This is a genomic window from Streptomyces sp. NPDC058525, from assembly GCF_042719495.1.
Taxonomy (GTDB): Bacteria; Actinomycetota; Actinomycetes; order Streptomycetales; family Streptomycetaceae; genus Streptomyces.
This window is the reverse complement of record NZ_JBHXNP010000034.1, coordinates 46622-59984: the sequence shown is the minus strand read 5'-3', so window position 1 is coordinate 59984 and position 13363 is coordinate 46622. Positions and strand designations below refer to the sequence as shown.

Annotated in this window: 14 protein-coding genes; 5 read left to right on the top strand and 9 right to left on the bottom strand. The window is 74.1% G+C overall.

The features are described from left to right. Positions 1-2 precede the first annotated feature (2 nt). Positions 3-992: an MsnO8 family LLM class oxidoreductase gene (locus ACFWP3_RS18150; protein ID WP_384221863.1), complete on the bottom strand. Its 990-nt coding sequence runs from the start codon at positions 990-992 to the stop codon at positions 3-5. Between the two features lie 47 nt (positions 993-1039). On the opposite strand from ACFWP3_RS18150, the gene ACFWP3_RS18145 reads away from it, so the two are divergent. Further along, positions 1040-1540 carry a hypothetical protein gene (locus ACFWP3_RS18145; protein WP_384221861.1) on the top strand — a complete coding sequence of 167 codons (501 nt, stop codon included), beginning with the start codon at positions 1040-1042 and terminating at the stop codon, positions 1538-1540. A gap of 29 nt (positions 1541-1569) precedes the next feature. Here ACFWP3_RS18145 and ACFWP3_RS18140 read toward each other — a convergent pair whose 3' ends face one another. Then, complete coding sequence (locus tag ACFWP3_RS18140; RefSeq protein WP_384221859.1) at positions 1570-1785, bottom strand: dodecin; 216 nt, start codon at positions 1783-1785, stop codon at positions 1570-1572. Positions 1786-1951: 166 nt separating this feature from the next. Here ACFWP3_RS18140 and ACFWP3_RS18135 point away from each other — a divergent pair, with 166 nt between their 5' ends. The 3 genes from ACFWP3_RS18135 (at position 1952) to ACFWP3_RS18125 (ending at position 5312) form a co-directional block, all read left to right on the top strand. Beyond that, positions 1952-3214: an extracellular solute-binding protein gene (locus ACFWP3_RS18135; protein WP_384221857.1), complete on the top strand. Its 1263-nt coding sequence runs from the start codon at positions 1952-1954 to the stop codon at positions 3212-3214. 347 nt (positions 3215-3561) lie between these two features. Continuing rightward, positions 3562-4386 (top strand): GNAT family N-acetyltransferase, encoded by an 825-nt coding sequence (locus ACFWP3_RS18130; protein WP_384221855.1) that lies wholly within the window; start codon positions 3562-3564, stop codon positions 4384-4386. Further along, positions 4383-5312, top strand: coding sequence for a lysophospholipid acyltransferase family protein (locus ACFWP3_RS18125; protein ID WP_384221852.1), 930 nt, complete (start codon positions 4383-4385; stop codon positions 5310-5312). The genes ACFWP3_RS18130 and ACFWP3_RS18125 overlap by 4 nt, the downstream gene beginning before the upstream one ends. On the opposite strand, the gene egtD is transcribed toward ACFWP3_RS18125, so the two are convergent. The 4 genes from egtD to egtA are packed head-to-tail and all read right to left on the bottom strand — an operon-like array spanning position 5195 to position 9553. After that, entirely contained in the window at positions 5195-6169 is a 975-nt protein-coding gene (gene egtD, locus ACFWP3_RS18120; RefSeq protein WP_384221850.1) for an L-histidine N(alpha)-methyltransferase, read from the bottom strand. The genes ACFWP3_RS18125 and egtD overlap by 118 nt on opposite strands. A 2-nt stretch (positions 6170-6171) precedes the next feature. Beyond that, complete coding sequence (gene egtC / locus ACFWP3_RS18115; protein WP_384221848.1) at positions 6172-6942, bottom strand: ergothioneine biosynthesis protein EgtC; 771 nt, start codon at positions 6940-6942, stop codon at positions 6172-6174. Continuing rightward, positions 6942-8246 (bottom strand): ergothioneine biosynthesis protein EgtB, encoded by a 1305-nt coding sequence (gene egtB / locus ACFWP3_RS18110; protein ID WP_384221845.1) that lies wholly within the window; start codon positions 8244-8246, stop codon positions 6942-6944. Before egtB ends, egtC begins: the two co-directional genes overlap by 1 nt. Beyond that, positions 8243-9553, bottom strand: a complete 1311-nt coding sequence (egtA, locus tag ACFWP3_RS18105; protein WP_384221842.1) for an ergothioneine biosynthesis glutamate--cysteine ligase EgtA — start codon at positions 9551-9553, stop codon at positions 8243-8245. Before egtA ends, egtB begins: the two co-directional genes overlap by 4 nt. Positions 9554-9676: 123 nt before the next feature. Here egtA and ACFWP3_RS18100 point away from each other — a divergent pair, with 123 nt between their 5' ends. Further along, the gene (locus ACFWP3_RS18100; protein ID WP_384221840.1) at positions 9677-10501 is read left to right on the top strand and encodes a TIGR02452 family protein; all 825 of its coding nucleotides are present in this window, start codon (positions 9677-9679) and stop codon (positions 10499-10501) included. Between the two features lie 37 nt (positions 10502-10538). Here ACFWP3_RS18100 and ACFWP3_RS18095 read toward each other — a convergent pair whose 3' ends face one another. The 3 genes from ACFWP3_RS18095 to ACFWP3_RS18085 all read right to left on the bottom strand — a co-directional run bounded on the left by ACFWP3_RS18095 (position 10539) and on the right by ACFWP3_RS18085 (position 13353). After that, positions 10539-11003, bottom strand: coding sequence for a type II toxin-antitoxin system PemK/MazF family toxin (locus ACFWP3_RS18095; RefSeq protein WP_384221837.1), 465 nt, complete (start codon positions 11001-11003; stop codon positions 10539-10541). A gap of 118 nt (positions 11004-11121) precedes the next feature. After that, on the bottom strand, positions 11122-12504 hold the full coding sequence (locus ACFWP3_RS18090; RefSeq protein WP_384221897.1) for an amidase: 1383 nt from the start codon (positions 12502-12504) through the stop codon (positions 11122-11124). A gap of 153 nt (positions 12505-12657) precedes the next feature. After that, positions 12658-13353 (bottom strand): alpha/beta fold hydrolase, encoded by a 696-nt coding sequence (locus tag ACFWP3_RS18085; RefSeq protein ID WP_384221895.1) that lies wholly within the window; start codon positions 13351-13353, stop codon positions 12658-12660. Positions 13354-13363 lie beyond the last annotated feature (10 nt).

Here is a 13363-nt window from a genome sequence, read left to right as displayed (position 1 = left end):
TCTCAGAGTCCCGCGATCCGGGCCAGCCTGCGGTAGGAGTCCAGCAGCGCCGTCCGGTCGTGGGTGGAGGTGGTGACCAGCAGCTCGTCCGCGCCGGTCAGCGCGGCCACCTCGGCCAGCTCCGCCGCGACCTGCTCCTCCGTGCCGTGCACGTGCCCGGCCAGGGCCCCCTCGTACAGCTCGCGCTCCTTCGGGGTCATGGACAGGGCCTCGACCTCCTCGGCCGGCCGCAGCGGCGGGAAGCTGCCCCGGGTGCGGGAGTACGCGACCGACCAGGCTTCGGGGACCAGGATCCGGCGGGCCTCCTCGGCCGTGGCGGCCACCGCCACCGTCCCGGAGACCACCACGTACGGCTCCGCGCCCCAGGCCGAGGCGCGGAAATCCTTGCGGTAGGTGTCGATGACCTCGGTGACCCGGCCGCGCGTCCGCAGGTCGCCCACCACCAGCGGCAGCCCGGCCCGGGCGGCGATCCCGGCGCCCTCGCCGGTGGCCAGGACGTACGCCGGTATCCGCAGGCCCTCGGCGGGGCGGGCGTGCACCTGCGGATGGGCCTGCTGGCTGCCGTCGAGCCAGCCCAGCAGTTCGGCCAGCTGCTCCTCGAACCGGTCGGCGTCCCCGGTGTCGCGCCCCAGCGCCCGCCGGATGCCGTTGGTGAACCCGACCGAACGGCCGAGCCCCATGTCGATCCGGCCGGGGAACAGCGACTCCAGGACCCCGAACTGCTCCGCGACCACCAGCGGCTGGTGGTTGGGCAGCATGACCCCGCCCGTGCCGACCCGGATCCGCCGGGTGGCCGCCGCCACGGCCGCGGCCAGGACGGTCGGCGCGGAGCCCGCGACCCCGGGCACGCTGTGGTGCTCCGCGACCCAGAAGCGGTGGTAGCCGAGCTCCTCGGCGGTCCGGGCCAGGTCGACGGTGTTCCGCAGGGCCTCGGGGGCGGTGTGGCCCTCGCGGACGCGGGACCGGTCGAGGAGGGAGAGTTTTCGGATCACACAGGACTCAACACCGTGCGTGCGCGGGGATTCCCTAGGGTTGCGGGATGACCGAGAACAACAGCACGCGCAGACCACCGCTGGCCGTCTTCGACATCGACAACACCCTGGCGGACACCGCCCACCGCCAGCACTTCCTGGAGCGCCGCCCCCGCGACTGGGCCGGCTTCTTCGGGGCGGCCCCGGCCGATCCGCCGCTGGGGCGCGGGGTGGCGCTGGTGGCGGAGAGCGCGGCCGACTGCGAGGTGGTGTACCTGACCGGGCGCCCGGAGCGGTGCCGCGCGGACACGCTCGACTGGCTGGCCCGGCACGGCCTGCCCGAGGGCCGGGTGTGGATGCGCGGGAACCAGGACCGGCGCCCGGCCCGGACGACCAAGCTGGAGGTGCTGAAGCGGATCGCCCGCGGCCGGGAGGTGCGCATCCTCGTGGACGACGACGAGCTCGTCTGCCAGGCGGCCCGCGCCGCCGGGTTCCGGATCGTCCTCGCCGACTGGGCGGCGGAGGCGCCGGAGCTCAAGGCCGCCCAGGAGGGGGAGGGGCGGACCTGAGCGCGGCGGGCGGGCCGGGGTCCGGGAGTTCAGTCCTCGCCGTCGAGGCGGAAGCCGACCTTGAGCCCCACCTGGTAGTGGGCGATCGTGCCGTTCTCGATGTGCCCGCGCACCTGGACGACTTCGAACCAGTCGAGATTGCGCACGGTCTGGCCCGCACGGGCGATCCCGTTGCGGATGGCCTGATCGATGCCCTCGGGGGAGGTGCCGACGATTTCGGTCACCCGGTACGTGTGATTGGACATGGGGGTCTCCCGACGCTGGGTGGCTTTTGCCTCGTTCTACGGTGCCCCAGTAAGTCCGGCTCCGCGAACTTTGCGTGAACAGTCCCGAGCGAAAGGCCCTTGACCAGCCCATTGGTCTATGCCAATTTCAAGCCATCCGAGATCCGTCCCCAGAAGGTGACCTTTCGTGAAGATGCGCTTCCTTGCCGTGTGCACCGCCCTCGCCGCCGCGACCGCTCTGACGGGCTGCGGCCAGTCGGGTGACCAGGCAGGAGGCACGCGGAAGGTGACGCTCTGGCTGATGAAGGGCAGCGCCTCGGAGGACTTCATCGGCAAGTTCACGGCCTCCTTCGAGCAGGAGCACCCCGGCGTCGACCTGGACGTCAGGATCCAGGAGTGGACCGGCATCGGCGAGAAGGTCAACGCCGTGCTCGAGGGCAAGAGCAAGGAGAGCGCCGACGTCATCGAGGTCGGCAACACCCAGGTCGCCCAGTACGTCGAGACCGGGGGCCTCTCGGAACTCACCCTCGAAGGGCTGCGCGCCTGGGGCAGCAAGGACTGGCTCAAGGGCCTGTCCGACCCGGGAAGCGTCAACGGCGCCCAGTACGGAGTCCCCTGGTACGCCGCCAACCGGGTGGTGATCTACAACAAGGACCTCTTCGCGGACGCCGGGATCAAGAGCACCCCCAAGAACCGCGCGGAGTGGATCCAGACCACCCAGAAGCTCGACAAGTCGGAGCAGCAGGGCATCTACCTGGCCGGCCAGAACTGGTACGTCCTGGCCGGCTTCATCTGGGACGAGGGCGGCGAACTCGCCGTCGAGACCAGCGGCAAGTGGGTCGGCAGCCTCGACGACGAGAAGGCCCTGGCCGGCATGGAGTTCTACAAGCAGCTCCAGGCGCTCGGCGACGGCCCCAAGGACGCCGACGAGGAGACGCCCCCGCAGTCGGAGGTCTTCGCCCGCGGCCAGGTCGCGCAGATCATCGCCACGCCCGGCCAGGTCGCCGAGATCGAGGCCGCCAACCCCGCGCTCAAGGGCAAGCTCGGCTTCTTCCCCATCCCCGGCAAGACCTCCGACAAGGCGGGCGCGGTGTTCACGGGCGGCTCGGACCTGATCATCCCGGAGCGCACCGGGCAGCGGAAGGCCGCGGTCGACGTGATCACGGCCCTGGTCAGCGAGAAGTGGCAGACCGAGCTCGCCCGCACCATGAGCTACGTACCGAACAAGACCACCCTCGCGCACGTGGTCGAGGGCAACGAGGGCGCCGCCACCATGGCCGTGGGCGCCGCACAGGGCCGGGCCACGCCCAAGTCCGCCCGCTGGGCCGAGGTAGAGGCGAAGAACCCGATCAAGCCCTTCATGACGGCCGTACTGACCGGGCAGGACCCGAAGCAGGCCGCCCGGACGGCCTCCGCGACCATCAGCACGGTCCTCAGCTCCGACCGCTGACCCGCCGACCCGCTGAGCCGCAGACCCGCTGAGCCGCAGACCCCTGAGGCCGCCGGGTCCGCAGACCTCCGAGGCCGCCGGGTCCGCAGACCCCTGAGGCCGCCGGGTCCGCAGACCCCTGAGGCCGCCGGGTCCGCAGACCTCCGAGGCCGCCGGGTCCGCCCCGCCGCCCCGCCGCCCGCACCGGACCCGCCACGCCCCTCCGCCCGCCCAACCACCGAGTTCAGCGTCCGCACATCCGCGTGCCGCTGAGCGGTCATGTCGAATCCAGCCGGTCACGGAAGAAGTAAAGGAGCCAGGTCGCACACCTGCCGGCCTGGCTCTCCGCGCCCGGATCAGGAGCCGCCATGACCATCGCACCCCTGTCCCCGTCCCCCATCCCCACGGCGCCCCCGGCCGCCGTCCCCGCTCCCGCCCCCACCGCCGGAGCCGGCGCCCTCACCGCCCCCCGCTACGCCGTACGCCTCGCCCGCAACGAGGACGAGGTCCGCGCCGCCCAGCGGCTGCGCCACCAGGTCTTCGCCGGCGAGCTCGGCGCCCGCCTGGTCGGGCCCGAGCCGGGTCTCGACACCGACTCCTTCGACGCGTACTGCGACCACCTCCTGGTCCTCGACGAGGAGACCGAGCAGGTCGTCGGCACTTACCGGCTGCTTCCCCCGGAGCGCGCCGCCGTCGCCGGCCGCCTCTACTCCGAGGGTGAGTTCGACCTCTCCGCCCTCGCCCCCATCCGCCCGGACCTGGTGGAGGTCGGCCGCTCCTGCGTCCACCCCGACCACCGCAACGGCGCCGTCATCGCCCTGATCTGGGCCGGCCTCGCCCGCTACATGGACCGCTCCGGGCACAACTGGCTCGCCGGCTGCTGCTCGATACCGCTCGCCGACGGCGGGGTGCTGGCCGCCGCCACCCGTGAAGCGGCCCTCGCCCGCGCCTTCGCCCCCCAGGAGTACCGGGTCACCCCGCACATCCCCTGGAACCCCGAGGGCATCACCTACCCCGCCCGTATGGAACTGCCCCCGCTGCTGCGCGGCTACCTGCGCCTGGGCGCCTGGGTCTGCGGCGAGCCCGCCCTCGACGCCGAGTTCGGCTGCGCCGACCTGTACGTGCTGCTCTCCCTGCGCCGCACCAACCCGCGCTACCTCAAGCACTTCCTCTCGCTCGTCCCGGGCGCATGAGCGTCTGGCTGCCCACCTCGCCCTGCACCGCCGAGGCCTGCGCCGGCCACGAGGGGAGCACGGCGAGCGTCCCGCTCGCGGTGCTCCGGCTCACCGCCGCCGTCCTGCTGATCCTCGCCGGGATCCTCGGCGCCCCGCCGGTACGGCTGCTGCCGGCCCGGCCCCGGCACGCGGTGGTGCGGGGCTGGTCGGCCGCGCTGGTGCGGGCGTTCGGCATCCGGATCACCGTGCACGGAAGCCCCGGCCGGGGCGGCGGCCGCCTGATCGTCGCCAACCACATCTCCTGGCTGGACATCCCGCTCGTCGCGGCCGTCCTGCCCTGCCGGATGCTCGCCAAGAGCGACATCCGGGCCTGGCCGGTCCTCGGCCGCCTCGCCGGACAGGCCGGCACCCTGTTCATCGAGCGCGAGCGGATCCGCGCCCTGCCCGCCACTGTCGAGACCATGACCCGCGCGCTGCTGGACGGCGACCGGGTCACCGTCTTCCCCGAGGGCTCCACCTGGTGCGGGCGCGCCCAAGGCGCCTTCCGCAGGGCGGCCTTCCAGTCGGCCCTGGACGCGCGGGTGCCCGTACAGCCCGTCCGGCTCGCCTACCTGCGCCGCGACGGGGAGCCGGCCGGGGAGCCCGCCTTCGTCGGGGACGACCCGCTGACGGCCTCGCTCTGGCGGATCGCCCGGGCCCGCGGGGTGCGGGCCGAGGTCACCCTGCTGCCGCGGATCCCGCCGGGCCGGTACGCGGACCGGCGGGACCTCGCGGCCGCGGCTCAGACGGCGATCACCTCCGCCTCATCCCTGCCCGGCATCCCGGCTCAGCGCTCCGCGCCGTCGGCGACCGACAAGGACAGGGCGAAGCGGCCCGCCGCATCCGTCCACCACTGGACCAACTCAAGCCCGGCGGACGCCAGTTCCCTGCGCACGCCCTCCTGACGGAACTTCGCGGACACCTCCGTCAGGATCTCCTCACCCGCCGCGAACGGCACCACCAGGTCCAGTGCGCGGACCTTCACCAGCTGCTCCGACCGGGCCCGCAGCCGCATCTCGATCCACTCCCGCTCCCGGTTCCACACCGCCACGTGGGCGAAGTCGGCGGTGTGGAAGTCCGCACCCAACTCCCTGTTGATCACGGCCAGTACGTTCTGGTTGAACTCGGCCGTCACCCCCTGGGCGTCGTCGTACGCCGCCACCAGCACGGCCTCGTCCTTGACCAGGTCCGTGCCGATCAGCAGCGTGTCCCCGGGCGAGAGCATCGCCCGTACGGACGCCAGGAACACCGCCCGCTCCGGCGGCAGCAGGTTCCCGATCGTGCCGCCCAGGAACACCACCAGCCGCGGCCCCGGCGACTCCGGCAGCCGCAGCGGGCCGGTGAAGTCGGCCAGCAGGGCGTGCACCCGCAGCCCCGGATGCGCCGCCAGCAGCGTCCGCGACGCGCCCTCCAGGGCGCTCTCGCTCACGTCCACCGGGATGTAGGTGTCCAGCGCCGGCATCGCCTCGATCAGGTGCCGGGTCTTCTCCGAGGAGCCGGAGCCCAGCTCCACCAGCGTCCGCGCCCCGCTCGCCGAGGCGATCTCCTGCGCCCGCTCCAGCAGGATCTCCCGCTCCGCGCGCGTGGGGTAGTACTCGGGCAACCGGGTGATCTCCTCGAAGAGTTCACTGCCCCGCGCGTCGTAGAACCACTTGGGCGGCAGCACCTTCGGCGTCTGCGTCAGCCCGTGCAGGACGTCCGCGCGCAGCGCCGTCTCCGCAGCGTGCTCGTCGAGGGTCCGGGTCATCTGGAAGTCACTCACGCTCACTCCTTCTCCCCCTGCGGGGTCTCCTTGAGGGGGGTCAGCTCGACCCGGGTACGGGTGGCGGTCAGCAGGGTCCGGTCGGGCACCTCGCACCAGCGGGTGTCCCCGTCGTACGGCTCGGAGGCCACCACCATCCGCTCCGCCCGCGGATCCGCCAGGTACCACAGCGAATCCCCCCATGCCGTCGCGGCGATGGCCGCGCCGTCCGTCAACAGCAGGTTCAGCCGCGAGCCGGGAGCGGCAACGGCCAGCTCCAGCACCGCCCCGGCCAGCGCCGCGCCCAGGTCGGCCCCGGCCCGCAGCCGGTTCAGGACCAGCGCCCAGACCAGGGCCGAATCGGTGCGCGCGGCCAGTTGGAGCAGGTCCGCGGGCGGCAGGCCCAGGGCCAGCGGGGCCGCCGCGTCCGGCCAGTCCCGTATCGCCCCGTTGTGGCTGAACAGCCACGGCCCGTCCGCGAACGGGGCCGCCGCGGCCTCCCCGTCGGCCCCCGGCCGGGTGGCGTCGCGTACGGCGGCCAGCGCGGCCTCGCTGCGCACCACGCGGGCGAGGTCGGCGAAGGTCAGGTCGGACCAGATCGGCCCGGCCCGGCGGTAGCGGGCGGGGACCGGGTCGTCCTCCGCGTACCAGCCGACGCCGAAGCCGTCGGCGTTGACGGTGCCGCTGCGCTGGCGGCGCGGCTCCCAGGACTGGCGCACCAGCGAGTGCTCGGGTTCGCTCAGCAGCCGTCCGAGCGCCACCATCGGTCCCAGATAGGCGAGATGACGGCACATCAGGCATCCCTCGCGGTGCGGAAGCCGGAGAAGATCTGCCGTCGCACCGGAAGGTCCCAGTTGCGGAAGGTGCCCCGGCAGGCCACCGCGTCCACCGCGAAGGAGCCCCCGCGCAGCACCTTGTGCTCGGGGCCGAAGAACACCTCCGAGTACTCGCGGTACGGGAAGGCCCGGAAGCCCGGGTACGGCAGGAAATCGGACGCCGTCCACTCCCACACGTCGCCGATCAGCTGGCGCACCCCGAGCGGCGAGGCCCCGGCCGGGTAGCTGCCGACCCGGGCCGGGCGCAGGTGGCGCTGGCCGAGGTTGGCGTGGACCGGGTCCGGATCGGCGTCGCCCCACGGGTAACGGCGCGAGCGGCCGGTGGCGGGGTCGTGCCGGGCGGCCTTCTCCCACTCGGTCTCGGTGGGCAGCCGGCGCCCCGCCCAGCGGGCGTAGGCGTCCGCCTCGTACCAGCTGACGTGCAGCACCGGCTCGTCATCCGGTACCGGCTCGGTCACCCCGAACCGGCGGCGCAGCCACTGGCCGCCCTCGCGGCGCCAGAACAGCGGTGCCTCGATGCCGTGTTCGCGGATCTGCGCCCAGCCGGCCGCGGCCCACCAGCGGGGCTCGCCGTAGCCGCCGTCCGCCATGAACGCCTGGTACGCCGCATTGGTCACCGGCACCGTGTCGATCCAGAACGGCGCCGTGTCCCGGGCGTGCGCGGGCCGCTCGTTGTCCAGCGACCACGGCTCGGCGGAGGTCCCCATCGTGAACGGACCGCCCGGCACCAGGACTTCGGCCACCAGCGGCGCCTCGTACGGGGGATCGGGCTCGGGGGCCGTGAGGACGGGCTCGCCCTGCCGGAGCTGGTGGGTGATCAGCATCGTCTCGTCGTGCTGCTGCTCGTGCTGGGCGATCATCCCGAAGGCGAAGCCGTCGTCGAGGAGCGCGCTGCCCTCCAGCGGGGTGCGCTCCAGCAGGTCGAAGACCCGGCCGCGCACCTCGGCGGCGTACCGGCGGGCCTCGGCGGGACCGAGTAGCGGCAGCCGCGGCCGTTCGGAGCGGGGGTGCTGGAACGCGTCGTAGAGCGGGTTGATCTCGGGGTGCAGCGACTCGCGTCCGGCGACGCGGCCGAGCAGCCACAGCTCCTCCTGGTTCCCGATGTGCGCCAGGTCCCAGACCAGCGGCGACATCAGGGGCGAGTGCTGGGCGGTGAGGTCCCGGTCGGTCACCGGGTCGGTGAGCGCGGCCGTCCGGGCGCGCGCGGCGGTCAGCGCGGCCGCCGCCCGTTCCCGCAGGCCGGGAGGGGATCCGTGGGTCATCGGCGGGCCTCCTTGCCGGCAGCCCCGGCCGGCGGCCGGGGCGGGTCGTCGGCCGGGCAGCGGCCGCGCAGCACGAAGCGCTCGGTGAAGGCCCCGACCGTGTCCCGGACGTGGTCGCTCGCCCCGAGCCGGGGCAGCGCCTCGGCGGCGGCCCGGAAGCAGGCCTTGGCGGCGGCCCGCAGCTCCGGATCGGTCAGGCCGTGCCGGGCGGCGGAGCGCCACAGCGGATTGCGGGGCGCGGGCGCGGAGCCGTACGTCTCGGCGAGCGCCTTGCTCACCCGGTACGCGGTCTCCGCAGCCTCCGGATCGTCGAACAGCGCGTGCACGACGGCCACCGGGACCAGCCAGCCGTCGTCACCGGGCTGCGCGTCGATCATCCGCAGCTCGAGGTGGCCGCGCGGCCGCACCGGCGGGAACAGGGTGCTCACGTGGTAGTCCAGGTCCTCCGCGGTGGGCGGGCGCAGCCCCGGGTACACCGGGTCGCCGCCCGTGCGCAGCCAGTCGCGGAAGGTCATGTGCTGCGGGATCGTCCACGGCTCGCCGTCGTACGACCGTACGCACATCACCTCGGTGTCCAGCGCCTGCCGGGTCCAGCCGGCCCGCGGCGAACCGTCCAGCGGCGGGGCGAGCGCGCGACGGCTGTCGATGTCGGCCCAGTTGCCCTGCCGGGCACAGCGCCAGTCGGCGTACGGGCCCTCGTAGGCGGGGGAGTTCGCGAAGGAGGCCACCAGGACCGCGCCGAGCAGGTGCGCGAGCCGCCAGCGCCGGCCGTGGCCGAGCACACCGGGCTCCTCGTGACCGGCGTCGACGCAGACCTGCACGGAGGCGGAGGCGCGCATCATGGCGCGCCCGGCCGGGCCGGTGCGGTCGAAGTAGGTCTCCATCGCGTCGTAGCGCGGGCTGTTCAGCAGCCGGCGGTGGGGGACGCGCGGGTCCTGGCCGTGGCCCTCCAGCAGCAGGCCCTGGGTGATCAGGGCGGCCCGGACGGCGGTGAGGTCGGCCTGGAGGCCGTCCACGCAGCCGCTCAGCGAGGCCGCGGGGGCCGAGCTGAGCTCCAGCTGGCCGCCGGGTTCGACGGTCACCCGGGAGCTCAGGGGCAGGGCGCGCGCGGCGCTGTGCGCGGCCCGCAGCCGGTCGGGCGAGAGGGGACGGCCGGGCCGCTCGGCGTCCAGGACCAGCCATTCGAGCTCGGCGCCGAGGAGGCGGGGCGGGCCCGTCTTGAAGCAGATGCCATGGAGCAGGTCCTCGGCCTGGCCTTCGGATATGGGTGGCGGTGGTGGTGGGTGAGCGGGTGAGAACGTGGACATGACCGGGTCCTCTTCTCCTGTCGTCGGTCGCGACATCGGTCGTCGTGACATCACCCGTGCCTACCCGTCTTCCGGTCGCAAAATCCTTTTCCCTATGGGGCCTCTGGTGCGCAAGATGCTGGTGTGAGCAGCAGATTGCGCGAGATCGCGCGGGAGAACGCGGAGATCGTGGCGGCCGGCGGGTACCGGACGCGGTCGGGACGGCGGGTCGATCTGGCCGCCGCCCTGGCGGAAGCCAGGGCGGGAACCAGGATATATGGACCAAACCAGACGATTCCAGGCGAGCGCATCGCCGGGGACGGGCGGGAGACCGCCATCGAGGTGACGGGGGAGAGCAGCACCGTCGCGGCCCGCAGGCTCGCCGCGCGGGGTGCTCCGGTCGCGGTGCTGAACTTCGCTTCGGCCCGGAATCCCGGGGGCGGCTACGTCCGCGGAGCCAAGGCGCAGGAGGAGGCCCTGTGCCGCGCCTCGGCCCTGTACGAGACCTTGCTGGAGGCTCCGGAGTACTACGAGGTCCACCGCGCGGAACGCAGCACCTTCTACACCGACCGGGTGATTCACTCGCCCGGGGTCCCCGTCTTCCGAGACGACCGCGGCGCACTGCTGGAGACCCCGTTCCGGGCCGGCTTCCTGACTTCCCCGGCCCCGAACGCGGGCACGATCCGCCGCCAGGAGCCGGAGCGGGCCGCCGAGATCCCGCAGGCGCTGGCCCGGCGGGCCGGGCTCGTCCTGGAGGTGGCCGCGCTGCACGGCTACCGGGGGCTGGTGCTCGGCGCGTGGGGGTGCGGGGTGTTCCAGAACGACCCGGCGGTGGTGGCCGAGGCCTTCCGGGGGCTGCTGGCCGGGCGTTTCTCGGGGGTGTTCGACCAGGTGGTGTTCGGCATCCTGGACCGCAAGCCGGAAACCCGGGAGGCTTTCGAACGGGCCTTCGGCCGGACCCCCGACTGAGACGGTCCGGCCGAACGGGTGGGGGCGGGCCGCGCGCCTAGCGCCAGCCGTAGCGCTCGCGCAGCCGGTCGACCACCAGCTGGAAGCGGCCGCGGTCCAGCGCGCAGGCCTCGCGCCGCATCCCCGCCTCGTGCACCCGCAGGACCCGGTCGACGTCCACCCAGGACTCCCGCCCCGCGCTGTCCCACGGGCCGGTGCCGATGGGCACCCACTCCCGGTCGTGGTCGTGCCGCTTGCTGGACAACTGCACGGCGAGCAGCGTCCGCCCGCCCGGTTCACGGGCCACGACCAGCACCGGACGGTCCTTGCCGCGGCCGTCGTTCTCCTCGTACGGGACCCAGGTCCAGACGATCTCGCCGGGATCCGGATCGCCGTCGGGGTCGGGCGCGTACGAGGTCCGTACGGGGCCGATGGCGCGCGGATCGGCCTCGCTGGTGGCGGTCGCTCCGTCGCGGCCGGGCTGGTCGGCGCGGTGGTTGCCGTGGGGGGAAATAGCCGTCATCCGGGTGAGGTTAGCGGGTCGGGCTTCCGCTTGGCCCGTACCCGGGGCCGGGCACCGCCGCCGCGCGGTGACCAGCGGCCCCGGCCCTACCGGTTCCCGGCCCTACGGGTTCCCGGCCCTACCGGCTTCCGGCGACCCGGCTCCCGGCCCACCGTGCGGCCCAGCCCTCCGCCGACTCCAGCTGCGCGGCCAGGCTCAGCAGCGTCGGTTCCGCGTTCGCAGGGCCCAGCAGCTGGGCCCCCATCGGCAGGCCGTCCTCCGTGAAGCCCGCCGGGATGTTGACGCCCGGCCAGCCCAGGACGTTCCACGTCCAGGCGTACGGGCAGGCGGCGATCATCGCCCGGTCGGTGGCCATCGCACCCAGGCCGGACAGCGCGCCGATCCGCAGGGGCGGGGTGGCCGTCGTCGGGGTCAGGACGACGTCGAAGCGGCCGAAGATCTCCCCGACCCGCCGCCGCAGGGCCGACTCCGCCCGGCGGGACGCGCGCAGCGGCAGGCCGCCCAGGATCCGGCCCGTCCGTACCGCCTCGTGCGTACGGGGGTCCAGCAGCCCGGGATCGGGGACCCGCGCGACCCAGTCCCGTACGCCGCTCGTCGCCCGGGGGACGAAGGTCAGGCCGATCGGGCCGTACCGGGGATCCTCCGGGACCACCTCGTGGCCCAGCGACTCCAGCCGCCCGGCCAGCCGTTCCACCGCCGAACGCACCTCGGGGTCAAGGGACTTGGGCGTCGCCGTGAACGGCATCGCGAACGACAGCGCGATGCGCAGCCGGCGCGGGGCGCGACGGGCCGCCTCGACGGCCGAGATGCGGTCCGGGCGGTGCAGGTCCTCGGGGTGCGGGCCGCTCGCGGCGTCCAGCAGGAGCGCCGCGTCGGCGACGGTACGGGCCAGTACGCCGTTGACCGTGAGCCCGTGGAAGGACTCCGGCTCCGGCCAGGTGGAGATGCGCCCGCGCTGCGGTTTCACCCCGATCAGGTGCGTCCACGCGGCGGGGATGCGCACCGAGCCCGCGCCGTCGGACCCGAGCGCCGCCGGGACCAGCCCCGCCGCCACCGCGGCCGCCGAGCCGCCCGAGGAACCGCCGGGCGTGTAGGCGGGGTTCCACGGATTGCGCGTCTCACCGAAGGCCCCGCCCTCGGTGAACGGCCACTGGCCCAGCTCCGGCGTCTGCGTCTTGCCGACGATCACCGCGCCGGCCGCGCGCAGCCGGCGTACCGCCTCGCTGTCGGCGGTCTTGGCGGGGAAGGTCCCGGCGCAGCCGAAGGAGGTCGGCTCGCCGGTCACGTCCATGTCGTCCTTCACGGCGAGCGGAACGCCCAGCAGCGGCAGCCGCTCGCCCGCGGCCAGCCGCCGGTCCGCCGCGTCCGCCTCCGCGAGGGCCGCCTCGGCGCGCACCGTGCGGAAGGCGTTGAGCTCGGGCTGGGCGGCCGCGATCCGGCTCAGCGCACGCTCCGTCAACTCGCGTGCCGAGACGCGGCCTTCGGCGAGGGCCGCCGCCATGTCCACCAGGCCCGAGGGCCCGTCGGAGCCGTACGCGGCCTCGTACGCGGCCGGTCCGGCCGGCGGGACTGTTGAAGCTGAAGGTTCAGGCACCGCGACCACTCCCCATTACCGATCGGTAGGGAGACCGTAGTGGGGAGTGGCAGGGGGTGACTAGATCCACCCCTCCAGCGAGGCCATGAACCCGTCGAAGTCGTCGCGGTGGATGGTGTGCCCGGCCCCCACGACCGAACGCACCTCGAAACCACGGCTCCCCAGGACCGCGGCCCGCTCCGGCGTGATCAGCATGCTCGGGTCGGCGAGCTGGACGAGCGAGGGGACCACCGGCGCGGCCGGCAGCAGGTCGGCCCCCGCCAGCGGGCCGAGGCTCAGTGCGGTGGCCTCGTCCCAGACCGCCAGGGTCTCCCGCTCGATGTCCACGTCGGCCTCCTCCCAGCGCGGGTTCATCGCCTGGATCTGCTCCTTGGGCGCCGACTTGAACTCCGCGAGCATCTCCGGCCCGAAGCCCTCCGGGGTGAAGCCGAGGTGCCACGCAGGGTCGGAGAACACCGCGCGCCGCGGCCTCAGCCGGTCCACCGCGAGCGACAGCGTCAGACCGCCCAGCGAGTGGCCTATGGCGAGTTCGGCTCCCACCGGGAGGGTCTCGACCACGTCGTCCGCGAACAGCTCCGGGCTGTACTCGCCCCGGCCGCTGGCCCCGTGGCCGCGCAGGTCCACCGCGATGACGCGGTACCCGCGGTCGGCGAGCGCGGGACCGACCCGGCGCCAGGTCCGGTGGTCGGCCATGATCCCGTGGATCAGGAGGGCGAGGCGGTCGCCCTCGCCCCAACTCTGGGTGTGCAGCAGCACGGTGGTGCCT